Source organism: Halomonas sp. McH1-25 (assembly GCF_022348165.1).
Taxonomy (GTDB): Bacteria; Pseudomonadota; Gammaproteobacteria; order Pseudomonadales; family Halomonadaceae; genus Modicisalibacter.
The window spans coordinates 150426-171082 of sequence record NZ_JAKRFI010000006.1 but is presented as its reverse complement, the minus strand read 5'-3'; the positions used below and the strand labels follow the sequence as shown (position 1 = coordinate 171082).

At 61.5% G+C, this 20657-nt stretch carries 17 protein-coding genes and 3 pseudogenes; 13 read left to right on the top strand and 7 right to left on the bottom strand.

The genetic code is table 11. The annotated features are described in order from the left end of the window. Positions 1 to 119: 119 nt before the first annotated feature. Complete coding sequence (locus MHM84_RS15785; protein WP_239267314.1) at positions 120 to 746, top strand: YbhB/YbcL family Raf kinase inhibitor-like protein; 627 nt, start codon at positions 120 to 122, stop codon at positions 744 to 746. Between the two features lie 55 nt (positions 747 to 801). Then, positions 802 to 1104, top strand: coding sequence for a hypothetical protein (locus tag MHM84_RS15780; protein ID WP_239267313.1), 303 nt, complete (start codon positions 802 to 804; stop codon positions 1102 to 1104). 166 nt (positions 1105 to 1270) lie between these two features. Here the strand turns inward: MHM84_RS15780 and MHM84_RS21490 are convergent. The 4 genes and pseudogenes from MHM84_RS21490 to MHM84_RS15755 all read right to left on the bottom strand — a co-directional run. Continuing rightward, positions 1271 to 1409: pseudogene (locus MHM84_RS21490) on the bottom strand (general stress protein); the annotation flags it as partial. 12 nt (positions 1410 to 1421) lie between these two features. Continuing rightward, positions 1422 to 1607: pseudogene (locus tag MHM84_RS21590) on the bottom strand (general stress protein); the annotation flags it as partial. Between the two features lie 5 nt (positions 1608 to 1612). Beyond that, a pseudogene (locus MHM84_RS15760) lies at positions 1613 to 1771 on the bottom strand (general stress protein); the annotation flags it as partial. Positions 1772 to 2366: 595 nt separating this feature from the next. Next, positions 2367 to 3248 carry a hypothetical protein gene (locus MHM84_RS15755; RefSeq protein ID WP_239267312.1) on the bottom strand — a complete coding sequence of 294 codons (882 nt, stop codon included), beginning with the start codon at positions 3246 to 3248 and terminating at the stop codon, positions 2367 to 2369. 189 nt (positions 3249 to 3437) lie between these two features. Here MHM84_RS15755 and MHM84_RS15750 point away from each other — a divergent pair, with 189 nt between their 5' ends. From MHM84_RS15750 to MHM84_RS15725, 6 genes are all read left to right on the top strand, one after another. Beyond that, on the top strand, positions 3438 to 5081 hold the full coding sequence (locus tag MHM84_RS15750; RefSeq protein WP_239267311.1) for a VRR-NUC domain-containing protein: 1644 nt from the start codon (positions 3438 to 3440) through the stop codon (positions 5079 to 5081). Next, positions 5078 to 7426, top strand: a complete 2349-nt coding sequence (locus tag MHM84_RS15745) for an ATP-dependent DNA helicase (protein ID WP_239267310.1) — start codon at positions 5078 to 5080, stop codon at positions 7424 to 7426. The genes MHM84_RS15750 and MHM84_RS15745 overlap by 4 nt, the downstream gene beginning before the upstream one ends. 73 nt (positions 7427 to 7499) lie before the next feature. After that, positions 7500 to 8249, top strand: coding sequence for a methyltransferase domain-containing protein (locus MHM84_RS15740; RefSeq protein WP_239267309.1), 750 nt, complete (start codon positions 7500 to 7502; stop codon positions 8247 to 8249). Then, a complete protein-coding gene (locus MHM84_RS15735; protein WP_239267308.1) occupies positions 8240 to 9400 on the top strand; it encodes an FAD-dependent monooxygenase in 1161 nt (386 codons plus the stop codon). Before MHM84_RS15740 ends, MHM84_RS15735 begins: the two co-directional genes overlap by 10 nt. After that, the gene (locus MHM84_RS15730) at positions 9397 to 10497 is read left to right on the top strand and encodes a type III polyketide synthase (RefSeq protein ID WP_239267307.1); all 1101 of its coding nucleotides are present in this window, start codon (positions 9397 to 9399) and stop codon (positions 10495 to 10497) included. The genes MHM84_RS15735 and MHM84_RS15730 overlap by 4 nt, the downstream gene beginning before the upstream one ends. 63 nt (positions 10498 to 10560) lie before the next feature. Next, a complete protein-coding gene (locus MHM84_RS15725; protein ID WP_239267306.1) occupies positions 10561 to 11088 on the top strand; it encodes a TIGR02281 family clan AA aspartic protease in 528 nt (175 codons plus the stop codon). Between the two features lie 26 nt (positions 11089 to 11114). Here MHM84_RS15725 and MHM84_RS15720 read toward each other — a convergent pair whose 3' ends face one another. From MHM84_RS15720 to MHM84_RS15710, 3 genes are all read right to left on the bottom strand, one after another. Continuing rightward, a complete protein-coding gene (locus tag MHM84_RS15720; RefSeq protein WP_239267305.1) occupies positions 11115 to 12329 on the bottom strand; it encodes a zinc-dependent alcohol dehydrogenase in 1215 nt (404 codons plus the stop codon). A gap of 175 nt (positions 12330 to 12504) precedes the next feature. After that, the gene (locus MHM84_RS15715; protein WP_239267304.1) at positions 12505 to 13362 is read right to left on the bottom strand and encodes a PRC-barrel domain-containing protein; all 858 of its coding nucleotides are present in this window, start codon (positions 13360 to 13362) and stop codon (positions 12505 to 12507) included. A gap of 44 nt (positions 13363 to 13406) precedes the next feature. Continuing rightward, positions 13407 to 14216 (bottom strand): PRC-barrel domain-containing protein, encoded by an 810-nt coding sequence (locus MHM84_RS15710; RefSeq protein ID WP_239267303.1) that lies wholly within the window; start codon positions 14214 to 14216, stop codon positions 13407 to 13409. 228 nt (positions 14217 to 14444) lie between these two features. On the opposite strand from MHM84_RS15710, the gene MHM84_RS15705 reads away from it, so the two are divergent. The 5 genes from MHM84_RS15705 to MHM84_RS15685 all read left to right on the top strand — a co-directional run bounded on the left by MHM84_RS15705 (position 14445) and on the right by MHM84_RS15685 (position 20651). Continuing rightward, the gene (locus tag MHM84_RS15705; RefSeq protein WP_239267302.1) at positions 14445 to 14624 is read left to right on the top strand and encodes a PLDc N-terminal domain-containing protein; all 180 of its coding nucleotides are present in this window, start codon (positions 14445 to 14447) and stop codon (positions 14622 to 14624) included. A gap of 106 nt (positions 14625 to 14730) precedes the next feature. Further along, the gene (locus MHM84_RS15700) at positions 14731 to 17418 is read left to right on the top strand and encodes an HAD-IC family P-type ATPase (protein WP_239267301.1); all 2688 of its coding nucleotides are present in this window, start codon (positions 14731 to 14733) and stop codon (positions 17416 to 17418) included. A 139-nt stretch (positions 17419 to 17557) separates the two neighbouring features. Further along, positions 17558 to 18334, top strand: coding sequence for a PRC-barrel domain-containing protein (locus tag MHM84_RS15695; protein WP_239267300.1), 777 nt, complete (start codon positions 17558 to 17560; stop codon positions 18332 to 18334). Between the two features lie 146 nt (positions 18335 to 18480). Continuing rightward, a complete protein-coding gene (locus MHM84_RS15690; protein ID WP_239267299.1) occupies positions 18481 to 19419 on the top strand; it encodes a cobyrinic acid a,c-diamide synthase in 939 nt (312 codons plus the stop codon). Positions 19420 to 19469: 50 nt separating this feature from the next. Continuing rightward, on the top strand, positions 19470 to 20651 hold the full coding sequence (locus tag MHM84_RS15685) for a toxic anion resistance protein (RefSeq protein ID WP_239267298.1): 1182 nt from the start codon (positions 19470 to 19472) through the stop codon (positions 20649 to 20651). Positions 20652 to 20657: the final 6 nt, after the last annotated feature.

Sequence of the window (20657 nt, the reverse complement as noted above, 5' to 3'; positions counted from 1 at the left end):
TAACTGGGTTCGGGGGGGACGGCATTTACTGCTTACGTTAGCCTGCTTCATGCCTGGCTGACATCCGCTGTCGTAAGCTAGTCTGAATCCGATGTCATCCATCGACATAGGAGAAAACGATGAAGCTAACCGTTCAGGGCATCGAAGACCAGCAGCCTATCCCCGAGACGTTCGCCTTCGGTGTGCCCGGTGAAGGTGAACCGATGACGCTGGGGGCCAACCGCAACCCGGCACTGACCTGGTCGGAGGTACCCGATAACACTCGAAGCTTTGCCGTACTCGTGGTCGATCCGGATGTGCCTGGCGATCCCAGCGACGTGAACCAGGAAGGCAAGACGTTGCCACCCAGTATGGCCCGCGTCGATTTCTACCACTGGGTCGTGGTGGATATCCCCGGCGAAACCCGGGCAATCGGCGAAGGCGAGGATTCCGATGGCGTCACGCCCAAAGGCAAGGCGCCGGGGCAGACCTCGATCGGGTTGCGGGGTATCAATACCTTTACCGATTTCCTGGCCGGCGACCCCGACATGGGCGGGACCTACGGTGGCTACGATGGTCCCTGTCCGCCGTGGAACGATGAACAAGTGCATCATTATCATTTTACCGTATATGCACTGGACATCGAGTCGCTGGGTTTGGCTGGCGAGTTCACCGGAGAGGACGCGCGCAAGGCGATGGAAGGCCACATACTCGACCAGGCTACGGTAACGGGCACTTATACGCTGAATCCCGATTTACGCAAGTGAATGCGACGCGGCCGCTCACAGCGGTCGCGCTTGCACATAGGAAAGGAATCATGCCATGGCTGACCTGCAGCGTTTCTTTTTAGAGGTCCAGAATGAAGGTCGACAGAGCGACTCGTTGACCATTCGCCTGGAGCATGATGCCGGAAGCTACAGCGCCCAGGCCGAGCATGGCGGCGCATTGGTGTCGCAATGCGAAGGGCATACCGCTGTAGAAGCCCTGACGTCCTGCCTGCAACAGGTGGGCGTAGTGGACAAGACGCAGCGTGTCCTGGCATTGCACCAGGACGGCGATCGCTTGATCAGTGAAACCGAGTTCGAAAAGACCTGCCGCGACGTAGGCATTGCAATCGCCGACTAGTACAAGGCACGAACGTAGATCCTATGACGCCACTTGGCGTGGCCCTCACTTGCACTTGGTTTCCGACCCGACAAAATAAACCGCCAACAGGGCGTACCTGTTGGCGGTGCCAGGGAAATTCCGTTTTCCTGGTTCACTCATCCTTGAGTCAGCGAATCAGTGCATCTTAGCGATTGCCACCGCCGCTGTGCTGGCCTCCCTTCTTACCGGCTTCCGAGGCCTTCTTCGGGTCATTGGCGAAGTTGCCGCCACTATGCTGACCGCCTTTTTGGCCGGCTTCAGAGGCTTTTTCCGGATCGTTGGCAAAGTTGCCGCCACTGTTCTGGCCACCTTTGTGACCGGCTTCAGAGGCACGTTCCGGGTCGTTGGCGAAGTTGCCGCCGCTATTCTGGCCACCTTTATGGCCGGCTTCAGAAGCGCGCTCGGGATCGTTCTTGAAGTTGCCACCGCTGTTCTGGCCGCCTTTGTGGCCAGCTTCGGAGGCACGTTCCGGATCGTTGGCAAAATTGCCGCCGCTGTTGTGACCACCTTTCTGGCCAGCTTCGGACGCCTTCTGGGGGTCATTGGCGAAGTTGCCACCGCTGTGCTGACCACCTTTCTGACCAGCTTCGGAAGCCTTCTTGCGGTCTTCGGCAAAGTTACCAGAACCACCACGATGTTCTGCCATGACTAACACCTCCTTCGTCCATCAATAGGTACGTAACAATTCCTTCTATTACGCTCAACGGTGATGCCTTTCACTTCCCGTCTTGGCTAAGCCAATATATTGGGGCCGTTAATCAGCGCCGTTATTGAGAAACGTAGGTTTGCTTATGCGAATACGCAAGGATAAACGGTAAGCGGTTTCATTTTTTTTCATTGGTTAATAAAAGCTAACGGACTTGCAGGCGTAACAATACACAAGCGAGGGTCCGCATTATTCGTATGTTTGTTATTATTTTGTTGAAATAAAAGGCTTTTTTCGTGGCAGGGCTGCTGCTGTGGAGCTTGGCTGGAGAAGGAAGGGTAAAAAGAGTTGTATTAATACTTATCGCTTGGGTGTCTGAAGGCTTCAAAGTACATCGCGGTTAAATATACATAACTTATATTGTTATAGAGTCCCTTGAAGCCTTGTCTTGGTTTTCGTGACGTCGCTTGGCGCCATTCGTTGGTAGATGGGCAAGGTGGTTAGCGCCCACCCGGCAAGCACAACGTTTGCCGGGTGGCCGGAACAACGATGTTCACACTTATGCCCAGCCCACCCTGGGTGGTCGGTAACGGGGTTACTGGGTTCCGGTATCCAGGGGAATATGGGCCTCGAAAACCTGTTTCCAAAGAGCGCGGGTGCACCATTGCGAGGTCGGATCGTATTGCGTGCGCAAGCGTACGACGACCGAGCGTGTCACCTTGGCGCCGTGTTCCTGCTTGATTGCAGCCAATGCCTGGCGAAGCCCCATGCCACTCTCCGGAGTAAGTACCTGTCCCTGGAACTGCATCCAGATACGCCGGCACAAGCCGTTGATTCGGTTTTCCTGCATCTTATAGGAGGCAAGGCTGCCGCTACGGCGAGCGTCGTGAGGCTGATGTGCCGGTGGAGGGGTGGCCGAGGCATCGGCTGCCTTTTCTTGCACTTCCCGATGCATTGTCGCTCGGGCGCGTGCCGAGTGTTTGAACAGCAACGCCGACAACGGTATGGCCCCGATGATCCGTTCGCATTCGTCGGCTACGTCGCACCACCAGTCGTACAAGCAGGGGTCGCTGGCCAGTTTTTCCACGATGCGCTTGGGGTCGATCTGAAACTGGGCGGCGACATGCTCGGCCATCGCCAGAGGGAAGCCCAATTGATCGCGAATGGTACGCAGACGAAAGTTGGCAGGATTGCCATCTTCGCTGATTCGACCTTCGGCGAGTGCATCCAGGAAGTCGGCGACATGGCGGTAATCGCCGGGGCGGTGGGGTTGGCCGGTGCTGACCCCCTTGCTGGCGCAGGGGCCGCCATCCTCCGACCGGCCCAGCGCCTGGGGAACGACACGACAGGTGCGGAAGAAGGCTTGGCAGACATGCTGTGCCAAGTAATCGATCAGTGCATCGGACGGGCCGAAGGGCGGACCGCCAATGGCTTGGCGTAACTGGTTTGCGGTGACGCTGTCAGGAATGCGCGACATGACTGCGATGCCCTCCGTGGCAAACGAAACATGCAGATACATAGCGTAACATAGTTCACCTTACCCGGTAGGGCACGCCTACAAAACTTTCGTCGCAAGCCGAGATGCAGAATAGGGGAAGCGGCATAGGGTTCCCGGTGCACGTGGCGGTTGTTATCATGTATGAATAAACAGTATTCGTAATCGCTGATGATAGCAAACTCTCTCGACGATCCGCTTTACTACTTGAAGAACTTCCAGGCCGTATTGTGCTGGGTCAACGAACGCTATCGTGACCTGCTCAATGAAGAAGAGCGGGGGTTCATCGAAGGCTTTTCCGGCATGCCCGAAGCGGCGCGTGCGCTACTGGTGCGCATGATCATGCGCAAAGGCAGCCTGTTTCGGGCCAGCAAGCTGCGCTATGCCGAGATCGGTGATACCCACGAGGTGGCCAGGCCGTTGCTGGATACCGGTTGGGTGGATGCCGACGCCGCTCTCACCTTCGAGGAACTCGGGAGTCTGTTGACCAAGGCGGAACTCGTCGCGACCTTTCGCCACCATCAACCCAACGCGAAGCTGCGCAGGCCCGAGCTGATCGAACAACTGCAATCGGTGGCAGGGGAGCCCCGGCGTTTTGTGCAGTGGTGCCCACACAGCGACGACCGGGTCTATACGTTACGCCTCATGGCGCTGTGCGATCGCTTGCGTCTGATGTTCTTCGGCAATCTGCATCAGGACTGGTCCGAGTTCGTACTCGCCGATCTGGGCATCTACCGCTACGAGACAGTGGCGTTCAGTCCCGAGTCGCGAGCCTTTCGTTGTCGCGACGATATCGAGGCCTATCTGCATCTTCACGCCTGTCGTGAGCGCCTCGATGCTGGCGAGCCCGTGGCCGATATCCTGACCGCGTTGCCGGGGCCATACGACAATGCCTGGCTGGAGTCGCGTCGCGCCAGGTTGATGTTCCGGCTGGGCCAGGCATGCGAACGGCACGGTGAGCTGGATCAGGCGCGCCGGCTTTACTCCGGCTGCATGCATCCGGGGGCTCGTGTGAGACGCTTGCGGGTACTTGAACGTAGCGAGCGGTTCGAGGAGGCTCTGGCCGTGGCGCGTGAGGCGGAGTGCGCTCCGGAAAGCGCTGCCGAGGCGCAGCATCTCGAACGCCTGATGCCCAGGCTGTGCCGCAAGCTGGGGCTGCCCCGTCCGGCGCGTCGGGCACCGGCCGACGTCGAGCGCATCGATCTGGTGCTGGATCGCCTCGCCTGTCGTGCCCCGGTGGAACTCGCGGCGCGCAACGCCTTGCACGAGACGCAGAGCCCAGTCCACTACGTCGAGAATACCCTGATTACGGCATTGTTCGGGCTGCTATGCTGGGAAGCGATCTTCGCACCGTTGCCCGGGGCCTTTTTCCATCCCTTCCACAGTGGGCCGGTGGATCTGGTGCATCCCGGGTTTCGGACGCGACGCCAGGGCCTGTTCGAAACCTGCCTGGCTCAACTGAACTCGGCGGATTATCGCGACACGATTCTTGCCAACTATCAGGCCAAGCAGGGCATCGTGTCCCCTTTCGTGTTCTGGGAAGCGCTCGATAGGGTGTTGATCGAGCGGGCGCTGGCCTGCTTTCCGCCCGAGCATTTACGGCTGTGGTTCGAGCGACTGCTCGAGGATATCGCCGCCAATCGTGCCGGCATGCCCGACCTGATTCAATTCTGGCCGAAGGAGAGGCGCTATCGAATGATCGAAGTGAAAGGCCCCGGGGATCGGCTGCAGGACAATCAGCGCCGCTGGCTGGAGTTCTGTAACCGCCACGCCATGCCGGTCGCGGTCTGCTACGTGCAATGGCAGGACGCATGACCGAGTCGACACGCCAGGCAGGGGAGGTCGACAATACGCCAGCCTATAGTGTGGCGGTGCGCAGCTTGTGCGAGTTCACCGCCAAGGCGGGCGATCTCGATCTGCGTTTCACGCCATCGCCTTCCGCCCTGGAGGGCATCGCCGGGCATGCCGTGGTGGCGGCGCGGCGCAGTGCAGGTTACCAGCGGGAAATCGCCCTGAATGGCGAGTATGGCCAACTGCGCATACGTGGTCGGGCCGACGGCTACGATCCCGAACGCAACCAGCTCGAAGAGATCAAGACCTTTCGCGGCGATCTCGAGCGCATGCCGGCCAACCACCGCGCGCTGCACTGGGCCCAGGCCAAGGTCTATGGCGCACTGCTGTGCCGTGAGCGCGACCTGTCGGAGGTTCGCCTGGCGCTGGTCTACTTCGATATCGTCAGCCAGCGTGAACATGTACTCAGCGAAATGCATGATGCCGCGTCGCTGCAGGCATTCTTCATCGACCAATGTCAGCGATTTCTCGCCTGGGCCGGACAAGAGCGTAGCCATCGCCAGGTACGGGACCAAGCACTCGGCACGTTGCGTTTTCCCTACCCCGACTTTCGCCGCGGTCAGCGATCACTGGCCGAGACGGTCTACAAGGCCGCCAGCACCGGACGCTGCCTGATGGCCCAGGCGCCCACGGGGATCGGCAAGACTTTGGGCACCTTGTTTCCGCTGCTCAAGGCCATGCCAGGGCAGCAGCTTGATCGCATATTCTTTCTGGCTGCCAAGACGCCGGGCCGACAGCTGGCCTTGCAGGCGTTGACGACGCTGACGGCGCCACAGCCGGACCGGGAGGCGTTGCCCCTGCGCGTCCTCGAACTCACCGCCCGCGACAAGGCCTGCGAGCACCCGGACAAGGCCTGCCATGGCGAGTCCTGCCCGCTGGCCAGCGGCTTCTACGACCGCCTGCCCAAGGCACGCCAGGCTGCGGTCGAGAGAGGGACGCTCGACCGAGCGGCATTGCGCGACGTGGCGCTGTCGCACGGCATCTGCCCCTATTATCTGGGCCAGGAGATGGCGCGCTGGAGCGACGTTGTCGTCGGCGACTACCACTACTATTTCGATTTCCACGCCATGCTCTATGCACTGACCGTCGCCAACCAATGGCGGGTCGGCGTGCTGGTGGACGAGGCGCACAATCTCGTCGAGCGGGCACGCGGCATGTATACGGCGCAGCTCGACCAGACAGCGGTCAAGGCGGTTCGCCGGGACGCGCCGTCGGCACTGGGCAAGGCGCTGACCCGGGTCGACCGCCAGTGGCGAACCCTGAATGACGGGCAGTCGATTCAGGATGTCTCGTCACCCAGACCGGGGGATGAAGGCTACCGTGTCTTGGCGGAGCTGCCTGGCAAGCTGGTGACGGCATTGCAGCAGGCCGTCGCTGCGATCACCGATTACCTGACCGAGCAGCCCGATGGGCTCGACGCTGCGCTGCAGACATTCTATTTCGAGGCGATGCAGCTCTGTCGAATCGCTGAGACGTTCGATAGCCATTCGCTGTGCGATCTCACCCTGCGCCCCGGGCGTCGCGGCAGTTGCGTGTCGACGCTGTGTCTGCGCAATGTCGTACCGGCCGGGTTTCTGGCGCCGCGCTTCGACGCCAGCCACACGAGCGTGCTGTTCTCGGCGACGCTCAGTCCCGAACTGTATTATCGCGATCTGCTGGGCCTACCGGCGCAGACCGCTTGGCTGGAAACGCCATCGCCATTCTCTGCCGAGCAGGTGACGCTGCAGATCGTCGACCGGATATCGACGCGTTATTCACACCGTGCCGCCTCGCTCGAGCCCATCGTCGAGATCGTCGCGGAGCAGTACGCGGCGCTGCCCGGCAATTATCTGGTCTTTCTCAGCAGCTTCGAGTATCTGGAGCAGGTTGCCGCGCGTTTTCAGGCCCGACACCCCGACATTCCATGTTGGCAGCAGGCACGGCGCATGGATGAGGCGGCACGCCAGGGATTTCTCGACCGCTTCATCGCGCGAGGTCAGGGGATCGGTTTTGCCGTACTCGGCGGTGCGTTCGGCGAAGGGATCGATCTGCCTGGCGACCGGCTTATCGGCGCGTTCATCGCCACCTTGGGACTGCCGCAGCTCAATCCCGTCAACGAGCAGTTCCGGCAACGCCTGGCCACCCAGTTCGGGGCCGGTTACGAGTACGCCTATCTCTACCCGGGGTTGCAGAAGGTGATCCAGGCGGCGGGGCGGGTGATACGCACCGAGCAGGACCGCGGCGTAATCACGCTGATCGACGATCGATTCGCGCAGCCGCGAATCCGCCGCCTGCTGCCGGGATGGTGGACAGGTCTTAAGTTGCCTTGACCGGGCAGCGTAGGCTCACGATAGTGAAGAGAGCGCGTGGCGCGCTTCACTCATTGACGACGGACATAAGGACATGCTCACGTCGCTGACGCATCGCCAGCTCGAAGGCGAACTCATGGACGACCCTGACATCGACGTTCAGGCGCACCGCACCGCGTTGCGGGGCCTGCGACGGATCAACGTGGCGAGCCGCACGGCTGCGGCACTATGGCCGACGATTCGGTGCATTGCCCGACAGCGCCGTGACGAACCGCTTTCCCTTCTGGACGTCGCCACTGGGGGTGGCGACGTTGCCGTGGCGCTGGCGCGCCTCGCGCAGCGTGACGGCATTACGCTGCGTGTCGAAGCCTGCGACATTAGTCCCACTGCACTGCGCGTCGCCGAGGAGCAGGCCCGGCGTGCCGATGTCGAGGTGCGCTTTTTCGTTCAGGATATCCTCGCCGAGCCGCTGCCGGCCGCTTACGACATCATCGTATCCACGCTGTTTCTGCATCATTTGCACGACGAGCAGATCGTTGGGTTGCTCGAGGCGTGGTCTTCCCAGGCCCGGCATCTGGTCATCAGCGACCTGCTGCGCAACCGTACCGGCTACGGTCTGGCCTACTTGGGGACGCGGTTGCTGTCCCTGTCCCCGATCGTGCATGTCGATGGCCTGAAATCGGTGCGTGCCGCCCTGACCCTGCCCGAAGCCGAAAATTTGGCGAGCAGGGCGGGGCTGACGGGAGCGAGCTTCGAACGTCACTGGCCGAGTCGCTTTCTATTGACGTGGTCGCGCCCCGCGTCGTCGGCCGCAGCGTCGCGAGAAGACCCGTCATGCGCCTGAACGCAGTGGCCCGCGACTGGGACGTCGTCGTCGCTGGTGCCGGCGTGGCCGGCACCGTCATTGCCTATCGTCTGGCCCGTCACGGGGTGCGCGTGTTGCTGGCGGAAAAGGCCGCCTGGCCACGCGACAAGGCGTGCGGTGGCTGTCTCAACGCCGCCACGCTGCGTGCGCTGGATCAGGCGGGGCTGGGGGCGGTCCGCCATCTGGGGCGGCCCTACTCGCAACTGGCGCTGGCCAGCGGTCGCCGCCGGGCGACCCTGCCGTTGCCTGAGGGTCGCGCCATCAGTCGGCGGCAACTGGATGCCTGGCTGGTTCGACAGGCCATACAGGCGGGAGTCGCGTTTCTCGATTCGACGCAGGTCGTGTTACGTCCTGTCGATAGCCAGGCCGGGCGGCGCCGTATCCTGCTTCGCCAAGGACAGACGCAGCGCTCGATAAGCGCCCGCTTGGTCATCGGCGGTGACGGCCTGGGTAGCCGCCTGTTGCGTGAGGAGGCACCCGGCGAACTCCAGGTGGCCGAGGGTTCACGCATCGGTGTCGGCACGACATTCGACGAAGCGCCAGCGTTCTATACCGCAGGCCGCATCCACATGGCCTGTGCCGCGTCCGGCTACGTCGGTCTCGTACGTGTCGAGTCGGATCGCCTCAATATCGGGGCGGCGCTCGATCCTGGCTGGATCAAGCGCTGTGGCGGTCCGGCTGCAGCGGTGCAAGGCGTGCTGCGCCAGACCGGCTTCCCGTGCTGGAATGCACTGGGCGAGGCCGACTGGCACGGTACGCCGCAGCTGACTCGACGGCGTACCCGTCTGGGCAGCGAGCGGGTGCTGATCCTGGGCGATGCCGCCGGTTATGTAGAGCCGTTTACCGGCGAAGGCATGGGCTGGGCGGTGGCGGGCGCGGCGGCCCTCGAGCCATTGGCGCTGGAGGGAATTTCCGCGTGGCGGCCGGCCCTGGTCGAACGCTGGAATGCCCGTCATGCGCGAGTGGTTCGGGCGCGTCAGCGCGGTTGCCATGGCGTGGCGGCCGTGTTGCGCCGGCCGCGCCTGCTGCAGGCGACGCTGCCATGGCTGGATGCCGTGCCGGCGAGTGTCGCGCCATTGACGGCCTGGCTCGATCGCGATTACCCATGCCATCGTCGGGAGGCGCAATGATGCCCGTATCGGTAACGCTTCAGGGCATCGGCGTGGCCGTGCCCCCCGGAAAACTGGATCAGGAAACGGCGACGGCCGTGGCTCAGGCCCGCTGTTGTATTACCGAGCGCGAGCGTGCCTGGCTGCGACGTATCTACCGACATAGCGGCATCCGGCAGCGGGGCAGCGTACTGATCGAGCCAGGGCATCACGCCGAGGGATTCGAGCGTTTTTACCCCCTACCCGCCACGGCCGAGGAGCGCGGACCGACCACAGCGACGCGAATTCAGCGCTTCGTGCAGGAAGCCGCCCCGCTCGGCGAGCGCGCCTGTCGCGCTGCCTTTGAACAGGCCCAGGCTACGGCCGCGAGCATTACGCACCTGGTCACGGTGTCCTGCACCGGCATGGTGTCGCCGGGGTTGGATGCACAACTGATCGAGCGCCTGGGACTGTCGCCGGATGTCGGCCGGCTCAATCTGGGATTCATGGGCTGCCACGGTGCGCTGAATGGCCTGCGTGCGGCGCAAGGGCTGCTACAGGATTCGTCCCCGGGCCGGGTACTGCTGTGCTGCGTCGAACTGTGCAGCTTGCATTTCCAGTATGGCTGGGACATGCAAAAGATCATTGCCAATGGCCTGTTCGCCGATGGCGCGGGGGCCGTAGTGCTCGGAGGAGACGAAGATGGCGATCAGCAGGGCTGGCAGTTGGTGGAGACGCGCAGTCGCCTGGCCGAGGATTCGAGCGAGGCCATGACCTGGCGGGTCGGGGATCACGGTTTCGAGATGACGCTGTCCAGCGAGGTCCCCAGACGCATACGCGGCGCCTTGCGCACGTGGGTCGAACAGTGGTTGGCGGAACATGACCTGCGGCTCGGTGACGTAAGACACTGGGCAATCCATCCGGGAGGGCCGGAAATTCTGCGCGCCGCACGTCAGGCGCTGGCGCTACCGGAGCAGGCCAGCCATGCTTCGGAAACGGTATTGGCCGAACATGGCAACATGTCGTCACCCACGGTGCTGTTCGTTCTCGAGCGGATGCGGCGAGAGGGAGCGGCGGGTCCCTGCGTCGTATTGGGTTTTGGCCCAGGGCTATCGTTCGAGGCCGCTTTGCTGCGCTGACCATCGATAAGGTGCGCTGAACATCATTAGAAAAGGACCGGCAATTTAGCCGATTACGCAGAGATGAATGCGGAAGACAAAGCACTCCGGCGCATCGGGCTGGGCATGATGCTGGTGTTCTGGTTACTGCTCATGGCCTTGGGCGTGTGGTGGTTCGAGCGCCTGATCGAGGCCCGCCAGTATCCCAATGCCAATCTGGCCACCACCAGTGACGAAGCCGACCTGCCGATTACCCTGCAACGCAATGCGGCGGGTCACTTCGTGGCGCCCGGCCATATCAACGGCGAACCGGTCAGTTTCCTGCTGGATACCGGGGCGAGCCTGGTCGCGGTCCCGGGGGATCTGGCCGAACGTCTGGGACTCGAACCGGGTGCCAGCGCCGACTTTTTCACCGCCAACGGCCGAGCCCAAGGCTACCTGACCCGGCTCGACCGGGTCGGGCTGGGCGGCGTGAACGCCCATGACGTGCCCGGCTCGATCAATCCGGGCATGCAGGGCGATATCGTGTTGCTGGGGATGAGCTTTCTGCACCGCTTCGACATCCAGATCCGTGGCGCGCAGATGACGCTGAGTCCGGCACAGTCACTGTAACCCATCAGGCCTGACCGACATGGCTGTCAGGTTCCCGTCTGGGGTAGCAGCTCCACCTTGATCCAACCGTTTTCGCGGCGATCGAACGCCTCGAAGGCGCTCAGTGCGTCGGGCATCTTCTGGCTCTGCGTCAGCAGTTTGGCAGGATCGATCTTGCCCGCGAGGGTCAGTTCGATCAGTTTGGGGATGTACTTGCGATGTGGGCAGTTGCCCATGCGCATCGTCAGGTTGCGGTTCATCGCCATGCCGATCGGAAAGTTACGGAAGTCGGGAGGATATACCCCGATGATCGACAGGGTCCCGGCCTTGGCGAGGCCTTCGACGGCCCATTGCAGCGCCTGACTCGGCCCGTCGCCGGGCTGCCATAGGTCGCCGGAGGGATTGGCCTGTGGGGCGTTCTCCTGCGACTCCTGCTCCTGAGACTGGATCTGCTCTTCCTGGGCCGCGGGGCCATGATGCGCATGCTGGGCATCGACGCCCACTGCATCGATGGCGCGGTCGGCACCGATACCGCCGGTCAGTCGTTGCAGGGTTTCGACCGGGTTCTCACGCTCGAAATTGATGGTTTCGGCACCCAGTTCGCGGGCCTTGGCAAGACGGTCTTCCTTGCCGTCAATGGCGAACACGCGTCCGGCCCCCAGCAGCTTGGCGCTCGCCACGGCAAACAGGCCGACCGGACCACAGCCGTACACGGCCACGGTATCGCCGTCGGAAATCTCGGCTTCCACGGCACCGAAGTAGGCGGTGGGAAAGATGTCCGACATGGCGATGGCCTGATCGTCGCTGATTTCGTCGGGCAACTTGACCAGCCCCGTATTGGCGAACGGAATGCGGGCCTTTTCCGCCTGTAGCCCATGGAACGGGCCGGTGGGCTTGGGGCCGCCGTAGAAGGCCGTACCGGCCTGCTTGCCATTGGGGTTGGCGACATCGCACTGGGAAAAGTAACCGGCCCGGCAGTAGCTGCAGGTGCCGCAGGCAATGGTGGACGGAATCACCACTCTGTCGCCGACGTTCAGGTTGCGGACATCGTCGCCGAGGGCCTCGACGATGCCTACCCCTTCGTGGCCGAGGATGGTGCCTTCCTGCATGTCCGAGAAAGTGCCGCGAATGAAGTGCAGGTCGGTGCCGCAGATGGCGGATGCCGTCAGGCGCACGATGGCGTCGGTAGGTTCCTCTATCTTCGGCTCGGGTACGTCGTCGAGCCGAATGTCACCAATTCCATGGTAGACGATCGCTTTCATGCTGGTCTCCTGCTCGCTGTTTGGGTGTGTCGCTGTTGAGCGTAGATAAGCCTGCCTACCAACGGCAACGGCGATATTGTAAGGGTTCGCTAACGGCAAGTAGGCGGGCGAGACGATGAAAGCCCCGACAAGGCGCGTCGTCGGGGCAATGTGTCGGGTATGACTACGAGCCGGCTCAGTAGCGGGCGTTGCGGGTATCCCAGAACCCCTGGAAGCGTTGGAAATCGAACGGTGGCAGCTGGTTTCTTTCCTGCTGCGAGTAGGGCACTTCCAGCGAGTTGTCGCCAGGATCCCAGCCGGATTCATAGCCATAGAAGGGATAGGCCATGGGCCCAGCGCGCCCCACTATGCCGGAAGGCACCACGATGACTGCCAGCAACTGACCGTCCTTGGCGAACACGGCATCGTTGACGTAGCCGTAACCGGTACCGTTGCTCAGGTTGGCGTAGTCATTGAAGAGTTCGCTCAGCTTCCAGGTGCGCTGGCCGGTTTCAGCATCGTCCTCGATGGCCGCCTTGCGTTGAAAGGCCTGCTTGGCCACCACCGAGTTTTCCCCATAGAGCTGATACTGATCGAGGTTGTCCTGGTTGATCGGCAAGCGTACGCCGTCGCGGGTGAAATGGGCCTGTTCCCAAGGCACGATCACGTGGGTATCGCCGATGTCCCAGAAACCGCCGACCTCGGCGATCAATGCGATGATCTTGTTCTGCTCGTTGAGCACGGCATTACTGATGTCGCCGATATCCTCACCGTTCTGACCGAGAACATCCTGCTCGAGCAGATTCTCGCCGAGAAATTGCCCTTGCTGGTAGACCGCGTTCCGATCCCACTGGTCCAGCGGCTGCATTTGGAAACGTTGCTCGGCCAATTGTCGGTTCTGTTGAGTATTGCCCTGGTTGGCGCGCTGCTGGTTCTGTTGGTTGGTCTGTTGTTGCCATTGCTGGCTCTGGTCGGTATTTTCCTGAGCCTGCACTTGAGTAGTCCCCAGCGCCGAGGCGATCATCAACGCGAGGGTGGAAACACGATAGGTCATGTCAGCTTCCTCCTTGTTCACTGCTCAATGACGCGGGATGACCATTAAGATTCCCAGAGTCCATTGAACTGCTCGAAATCGAAGGCAGTCATCTCGCTGACGTCCTGCTCCGAATAGGGGAGCTGATAGGAACTGAAGCCCGGCTGCCAGCCATAGCTATAACCGTAGAACGGGTAGGCCATGGTGCCCGGCCCGTAATTACCAGAAGACATCACCAAAACAGCCAGTAGCTTGCCATCCTTCGAGAACACGGCATTGTCCACGTAACCGTACCCGGCGCCGCTTTGCAGATTGGAATAATCGTTGATCAGTTCACTGAGCTTCCAGGTGCGTTGGCCAGTTTCAGCGCCTTCTGCGATTGCAGCTTTCTGTTGGAACGCCTGCTTTTTGACGACCGAGTCTTCTCCGTAAAGCTGGTACTGCTCGATATTGTCTTCGTTGACAGGGATTTGTACGCCCTGCTCGGAAAGTTGTACCTGTTCCCAAGGCACGATGACGTGGGTATCGCCGATATCCCAGAAACCTCCGACCTCGGCGATGATCGCGATGATCTTGTCCTGCTCGTTGAGCACGGCATTGGTGATATCGCCAATGTCATCGCCATTTTGGCCGATCGCATCGGTGCCCATCAGACCCGAGGCCAGAAACCTGCCTTTCTGGTAAACCTCGTCGTAATTCCATTCGCTGATCGGCTGTATTTGCTCTTGTGGCTGCTGCGCCTGAGCACTCTGGTCCTGTACGTTGCCGTTAGTGGACTGCGCCTGAACTTGGGATGCGGTCAGTGCGGATGCGATAGCCAGCGTCAACGCGGTGGAGATGTTACGAAATCCGACGGTAGGGTTACTATAAGTCATGTCAGCTACCTCCTTTTCACTGCATGTAGTTACACCCTAGCCAGAAATAGCGCCTCCACAGAACATGAATTGTGTCTCCTTGTTGATCTGAGAGACATTGCATTTCATTTGGTAAGAACGAGTAAGCTATTTGGGATTTACGTCGAACATTGTTGATTTTCGTCGGTTTATGCTAAGCATGAAGGGCACATACAAAGGCGGTAACTGCCAAGCAAAGGAGTCTGACGGATGGATATCGAAGTTGGTGGCATTCTGGGTTTGATCTGGCTGATCATCATTATTTGGGCCATCGTCAAGGTGGCGAAGAGTTCGGCCAGTGGGCTGGCTAAGGTGCTGTGGATTCTGGCGCTGCTGATCTTTCCGCTAATCGGCTTCATTGCCTGGCTGATCTTCGGGCCCAAGGGATAGCGCTGCACTTGCCGTAACGTGATCTGGCACTTTGCAATCGTTAGCGCCCCGTCAAGGATGGCGGGGCGTTTCATGATGGGTCTGGCCTAGTCGGCAGGGAGGCGGTGTGGCGGAGGAAGGACAAACCCAGGAGCAATCCGGCGAAGCGTATCACGCCGAATCGGCGGAGGCGGTCATCGATCGCCTGGAAAGCAGTGCGGAGCGTGGGCTGAGTCACGAGGAGGCGCAGCGTCGTCGTGAACGCCACGGGCCCAACGAACTTCCCGAAGACAAGCGGGCCGGGCTGATACGTATCTTCCTGCGTCAGTTCACCGACCCGCTGATCTACATCCTGCTGATTGCGGCAGGCGTGTCGTTGGCCATTGGCAGTTTCGCCAGTGCGGCATTCATCACCGCGGTACTGTTGCTCAACGCGACCGTGGGCTGTTTCCAGGAGTACCAGTCGGAATCCAGTGCCCAGGCGTTGCAATCCGTGGTGCGCATATGCCCGCGTGTGTTGCGCGACGGCCAGAAAGACAAGGTCGATGCCACCGAACTGGTCCCGGGCGATATCGTGCTGCTCGAGACCGGCGATACGGTACCCGCCGACCTGCGCCTGATCGAGAGTACCAACCTGCAGGCCGACGAATCGTTGATCACCGGCGAATCCACGCCCGTCGACAAGGATGCCGACGCGGAGCTGGAAAAGGACACGCCGCTCGCCGAGCGCCGGACGCTGTTGCATTCGGGCAGCGCGGTGATGGCCGGGCGGGCCATGGGGGTCGTGATCCGTACCGGTCAGAACACCGAAATCGGTCAGATCGCCGCGTCGCTGGCGAAAAATGCAAGCGGCACGCCACCCCTGGTGCAGAAGCTCAAGCGCCTGACACACTTGATTGCACTGTTCACGCTGGCCGCCGTGGCTGGGGTCGCGCTGATCCAGTTTCTCAATGGCAAGTCCTTCGTCGACATCTTCACCCTGGCCGTGGCGCTGTCGGTGGCGGCGATACCGGCCGGTCTGCCGGTGGCCATCACCGTCGCCCTGTCCGTGGCGTCCTCGCGCATGGCCGAGCGTAATGTGATCGTGCGGCGTCTGGCCGCCGTCGAGGGGCTCGGCTCGTGCACGCTGATTGCCAGCGACAAGACCGGGACGTTGACGGCCAACAAGCTGACCGTCCAGCGGGTCTGGCTGGGCCCGCAGCGTCAGGCCGAGATCGGCGGCGAGGCGCGCTCCCTCGAGGGCGAGGTGACTGCCGATGGCGAAACGCCGGATGACGAGACCTGCGAAACCCTGCGCACATTCGCCACGGGCGGCGCCCTGGCCAGCGAGGGCGAGTTGACCATCGAACAGGGCGGCATCCAAGAGGCCGAAGGCGATACGACGGACCTTGCCTTCCTGGTGCTGGCGGCAAAGCTGGGAATCGAGCAGCCTAGCCTGGCGGAAGAGTATCCCGAGAAAGAGCGTATTCCCTTCGAGGCGTCCAAGTTCTTCAGCGCCACGTTCAATACATCGCAGGATCGCTTGGTCGCGCATGCCAAGGGCGCGCCGGAAACGATCGTCGACATGTGTTCACTGGATGACGATACGCGCCAGGCCATCGAGCGACAGCAGAAGGACTGGGCCAACGAAGGCTTTCGAATTCTTGCCGTAGCCGGGGGCGAGGTGGATGACGCCAACGAGGAGAGCCTGCGTAACCTGAGATTCCTCGGTCTGGCGGCATTGATCGATCCGATCCGCGATGAAGTGCCCGAGGCCATCGAGCGCTGTTACGGCGCGGGCGTCGGGGTACGCATGATTACCGGCGATCATCCTGACACGGCGTATGCCATCGGCAGCGGGCTCAAGCTGGCCGACGAGCGCGATCAGGTGATTACGGGCAAGGCGTTGTCCGATGCGCAAGGCGACGCCGACGAACGCATCGGCCGGGCGCGTATCTTTGCGCGTGTCGAGCCGTTGCAGAAGACCGAAATCGTCGAGTCGCTGCAACGTGACGGTCATTACGTGGCGGTCACCGGTGACGGTGTCAACGACGCGCCAGCCCTGGACCGGGCCAATATCGGTATCGCCATGGGCGCGAGCGGCACCGACGTGGCGCGTAGCGCTGGTGACCTGATCCTCACCGATGACAACTTTGCTTCGGTCGTGCCCGGCATCGAATGGGGGCGCACGGCCTATGACAACGTGCGCAAGGTGGTCTGGCTATTGCTGTCGACCGGCGCCGCCGAGGTGCTGCTGTTCTTCCTGGCGTTGGGCTTCGGGCTACCGATTCCGCTGACTGCCGTACAGCTGCTGTGGCTGAACATGGTCACCAACGGGATTCAGGACGTGGCCCTGGGTTTCGAAAAGACCGAGCCCGGCGTGCTGGATCGGCCACCGCGTTCCCCCGACGAGCCGATCTTCGACCGGCGCATGGTCGAGAACGTGCTGGTGTCCGGTCTCTACATCGGCGTGGTGGCGTTCGGGGTCTACTACTATCTGTATTCGGTAATGGGCATGGAAGAAGGCCAGGCCCGCAACCTTACCCTGCTCTTGATGGTGCTGTTCGAAAACATGCACCTGTTGAGCTGCCGTTCCGAGAACCGTTCGCTATTCAAAGTGCCGTTGCGTAACAACCCGCTGTTGCTGCTCTCGATCGTCGCTGCGCATGGCATTCATATCGCCGCAATGTATATTCCCGGACTCAAGGATGTGCTTGGCGTTTCCCCTGTGTCCTGGCAGACCTGGGCCATCCTGCTGATGATTGCCGCCACGTTGCTGATTGTCGACGAGATTGCCAAGTGGCTGCGGTCACGCCGGCATCCTCAGGGCAACTAAAGGCTTGAAGATCGTTAGTCTTTTAATAAGTTACTGAAAGTTAACGATAAAGCCGGTCGGATCGCTTTACAGCTCGGGACGGCTTTTCTAGGTTGCCAAGTGAAGGTCGCGAAAGTGAATGCAGCGAAAAGGAGGTTGTATGCATTTCCAACGCAATGTTTCTCTCATCGCACTGGCCGTCGCCGCTGCCATGGGCGTATCCCAGGCTCAGGCGCAGAACGACGGCAACCAGTCCCAGGCCAACGCCCAAGGTCAGAATAACCAGATTCGCGCCATCAGCGAGTGGAACTACGACGAGCTCTACCAGCAAGGTGGTATCACTGCAGACAATCTGATGGATACCGAAGTGTTCGGTGAGACGGGCGAGGAGATCGGCAGCGTCGAGAATGTGCTCGTCACCGAGCAGAATCAGATCGCCGCGATCATCGCTCAGGTGGGTGGCTTCTGGGATATCGGCGATACTCATGTGCTTGTCCCGTGGGACGAAGTGCAACTGACCGACGATGGGGTGCAGATTCCCATCACCGAAGACAATGCCGACGATTATGGCCTGTTCGACACCGAGTTCATCACCAAGCAGGATCTTTCCCAGACCCAGCAGGTCGATGACGATGTCGCTACCGGCAACCGCGTCTGGAAACTTTCCGACTTGCTGGATGACTATGCCAGTGTGGGCCAAGGCGTCGGCTACGGTTACGTGGATAACGTGCTCTTCTCCCAGGACGGTCAGGTCCAGGCGGTCGTGATCGAGTCCGATAGCGCCTATGGTGGTGGCCCCTATGCCTATCCCTTCTATGGCTACGGCTATGGCTGGGAGCCGGGCTACACCACATATTCGCTGCCGTACGAAGAAAACGAGATCGGCGATATGGACGTGTTCGATTACGAGCAATACAACGGGCCGTGGGATAACTGATCGATTCACCACGCAAGCCTGACAGCAGGGAGGGGCGAAAGCTCCTCCCTTTTTCGTGGACGGACCGGTAGTTGTCTGTCCCCTTATCCTGGCTTCACGGTTTCCTCTACAATCAGGCTTTCCCTAGAACGCAGGCCTCATCGCGTATGCTCGAATTTCTTCAAGGGTTGGCCTACGGGTTGTTTCTCTCCTGCCTGCCCTGGTTCCTGATTGGCATGGTCAGTCCGCGCCATGCCCTGCCTACGGAGTTCCCCTCCCGCCTGCAGGTCGTGGTGCGCTATTGGCTGGCAGTACCGTTCATTGCCTTGTTGCTGTGGCTGACGTCGCTATGGGGCGGCTTCGGCCCATCGCTGTGGGGCTGGTTGGCGGGCCTGGTGGCGGTTGCCGTCGAACTCCCGATCGAAGGTCGGGTACGGCGCTGGTGGAAGGGCTATAAGCAGCGCAGACGTGCATCGCGCATGGCCGCCGAGACGGCACGGCGCCAGGCGGAAGAGCAGCGCAAGGCCCGGGAAGCTGGCCTGGTGACGCTCGATCCTGCGCACCCCCCGACGGATGCCGATCAAGTCGTGCTCGCGCTGTGCCGCGCCAAGCAGCAGTTGCTGGACGCGCACCGTCCGGATATTGCCGCTCAGTCCGATCGGCTGTATAGCCGTTACTTGCGGGTTCAGGAGGTGTTGCAGGCACGCTTCGACAGCAGCGAACTGGCCTATGAGCGTTCGCGGGCGTTGATCGGCGAGGTATGCTTCGGCGCCGTGGACAACCTGACCGCCATGGCGTCGCAGGCCAGCAGCATGGCCGGTGTCGATAGCGACTATGCCCGGCACAGGCTGGCGAAAGGCGTGCCGTTGTCGGAAGAGGAGCGTTCCGCCCTCGAGCGGCGACTGGCCCTGGTCGAGGAAACCGAACGTCACCTGAGCGATCTAACTGCCCGTAACGAGAAAGCGTTGACGGCCTTGGACAATACCGCCATCGCCATGGCACGTATCGATACCGGACGGCCCCAGGCGTCGGTCGATGCCGATCAGGCGCTCTATGACCTCCAGCGTTTCGTCGAGCGGGCAGGTCGCTACGATCGCAATGCCTGATACATGAGCCGGAAAACGCCAATGATATTGGCACACAGGGGAGCGAGCCGATGAGCAATACGCGGGAAAACCGCCCCGACAAACCGCTGGCTCTGCCGCCGGTCGAGCAGATCGAGCGGCAACTCGAACATGACCGCGGCGCCGGCCGCGACGAGACAGCCGATTTGTCAGCCCAGGCCGATGCCTTCGTCGACAGGGTGCTGAGAAATGAGGGGACTGGAACCTCGACTGAGGCGCAGCGCCGGGCCGTGGATGAAATGGGTATCGAGGTGCAGCGCAAGGCCGCCCACCAGAGCGAGATGCTCAAGACGCCCATGCGCAAGCTCGCCCACCAGGGCGACGAGGGCGGTCCAGTCGCTCAGGCCCTGACCAACCTACGCGGGCGCATGCAGAGCCTCGACCCCAACCGCCATTCGCTGTCGCGGGGCGGGCTCGATCGCGTGCTGGCGCGCATTCCCGGTGTCGGCAGCAGCCTGCAGCGCTACTTCCGCAAGTACGAAAGCGCCCAGCAGGCGTTGGATGCCATCATCCAGGATCTCGAGAGCGGGCGTGACATGTTGCGCCGGGACAATCTGACACTCAGCGACGATCAGGACGCTCTGCACGACACGCTCGTGCAGTTGCGTGGTCAGGTCGAACTGGGGCGGCTGATCGACGAGCGCCTTGAGCGACGCATCGCCGCACTCGATGAAAACGATCCGCAGCGCGCTTTCATCGAGGAGGAACTGCTGTTCCCGCTGCGCCAGCGTATCGTCGACCTCCAGCAGCAACTGACCGTCAGTCAGCAGGGCGTACTGGCGCTGGAAGTGGTCATTCGCAACAATCGCGAGTTGATACGCGGCGTCGACCGCGCCATCAACGTTACCGTCTCGGCACTCTCGGTGGCGGTGACGGTAGCCATGGCGCTGGCCAACCAGCGGCTGGTCCTCGACCGGGTCGAGGCGATCAACACCGCAACCTCCGACATGATCGCCGGTACCGCCAAGGCGCTGCGTGGACAGGGCGTGGATATCCAGAACCGCTCGTCTTCGGCGATGCTCGACATGCAGAAGCTCGAGCAGGCGTTCCAGGACGTACTGGCGGCCATCGACGACGTTTCCCGCTATCGCCGCGAGGCACTGCCCAAGCTGGATGCCCAGATCGATCGACTGGACACCCTGGCCCGGCGCGGCGACGAGGCCATCCATCGTATGGACAAGGGCAACGATGCGCAGACGCAGGGGGCCGTGTAGGCTCCC

Excerpts from the sequence above, each read along its gene's own strand:
- MHM84_RS15735 (WP_239267308.1), top strand. The coding sequence starts at position 8,240 with ATGCGCCTGAACGCAGTGGCCCGCGACTGGGACGTCGTCGTCGCTGGT.
- MHM84_RS15780 (WP_239267313.1), top strand. The coding sequence starts at position 802 with ATGGCTGACCTGCAGCGTTTCTTTTTAGAGGTCCAGAATGAAGGTCGA.
- MHM84_RS15720 (WP_239267305.1), bottom strand. The coding sequence starts at position 12,329 with ATGAAAGCGATCGTCTACCATGGAATTGGTGACATTCGGCTCGACGAC.
- MHM84_RS15695 (WP_239267300.1), top strand. The coding sequence starts at position 17,558 with ATGCATTTCCAACGCAATGTTTCTCTCATCGCACTGGCCGTCGCCGCT.
- MHM84_RS15750 (WP_239267311.1), top strand. The coding sequence starts at position 3,438 with ATGATAGCAAACTCTCTCGACGATCCGCTTTACTACTTGAAGAACTTC.
- MHM84_RS15785 (WP_239267314.1), top strand. The coding sequence starts at position 120 with ATGAAGCTAACCGTTCAGGGCATCGAAGACCAGCAGCCTATCCCCGAG.
- MHM84_RS15710 (WP_239267303.1), bottom strand. The coding sequence starts at position 14,216 with ATGACTTATAGTAACCCTACCGTCGGATTTCGTAACATCTCCACCGCG.
- MHM84_RS15715 (WP_239267304.1), bottom strand. The coding sequence starts at position 13,362 with ATGACCTATCGTGTTTCCACCCTCGCGTTGATGATCGCCTCGGCGCTG.
- MHM84_RS15740 (WP_239267309.1), top strand. The coding sequence starts at position 7,500 with ATGCTCACGTCGCTGACGCATCGCCAGCTCGAAGGCGAACTCATGGAC.
- MHM84_RS15725 (WP_239267306.1), top strand. The coding sequence starts at position 10,561 with ATGAATGCGGAAGACAAAGCACTCCGGCGCATCGGGCTGGGCATGATG.
- MHM84_RS15690 (WP_239267299.1), top strand. The coding sequence starts at position 18,481 with ATGCTCGAATTTCTTCAAGGGTTGGCCTACGGGTTGTTTCTCTCCTGC.
- MHM84_RS15705 (WP_239267302.1), top strand. The coding sequence starts at position 14,445 with ATGGATATCGAAGTTGGTGGCATTCTGGGTTTGATCTGGCTGATCATC.
- MHM84_RS15755 (WP_239267312.1), bottom strand. The coding sequence starts at position 3,248 with ATGTCGCGCATTCCTGACAGCGTCACCGCAAACCAGTTACGCCAAGCC.
- MHM84_RS15685 (WP_239267298.1), top strand. The coding sequence starts at position 19,470 with ATGAGCAATACGCGGGAAAACCGCCCCGACAAACCGCTGGCTCTGCCG.
- MHM84_RS15730 (WP_239267307.1), top strand. The coding sequence starts at position 9,397 with ATGATGCCCGTATCGGTAACGCTTCAGGGCATCGGCGTGGCCGTGCCC.
- MHM84_RS15745 (WP_239267310.1), top strand. The coding sequence starts at position 5,078 with ATGACCGAGTCGACACGCCAGGCAGGGGAGGTCGACAATACGCCAGCC.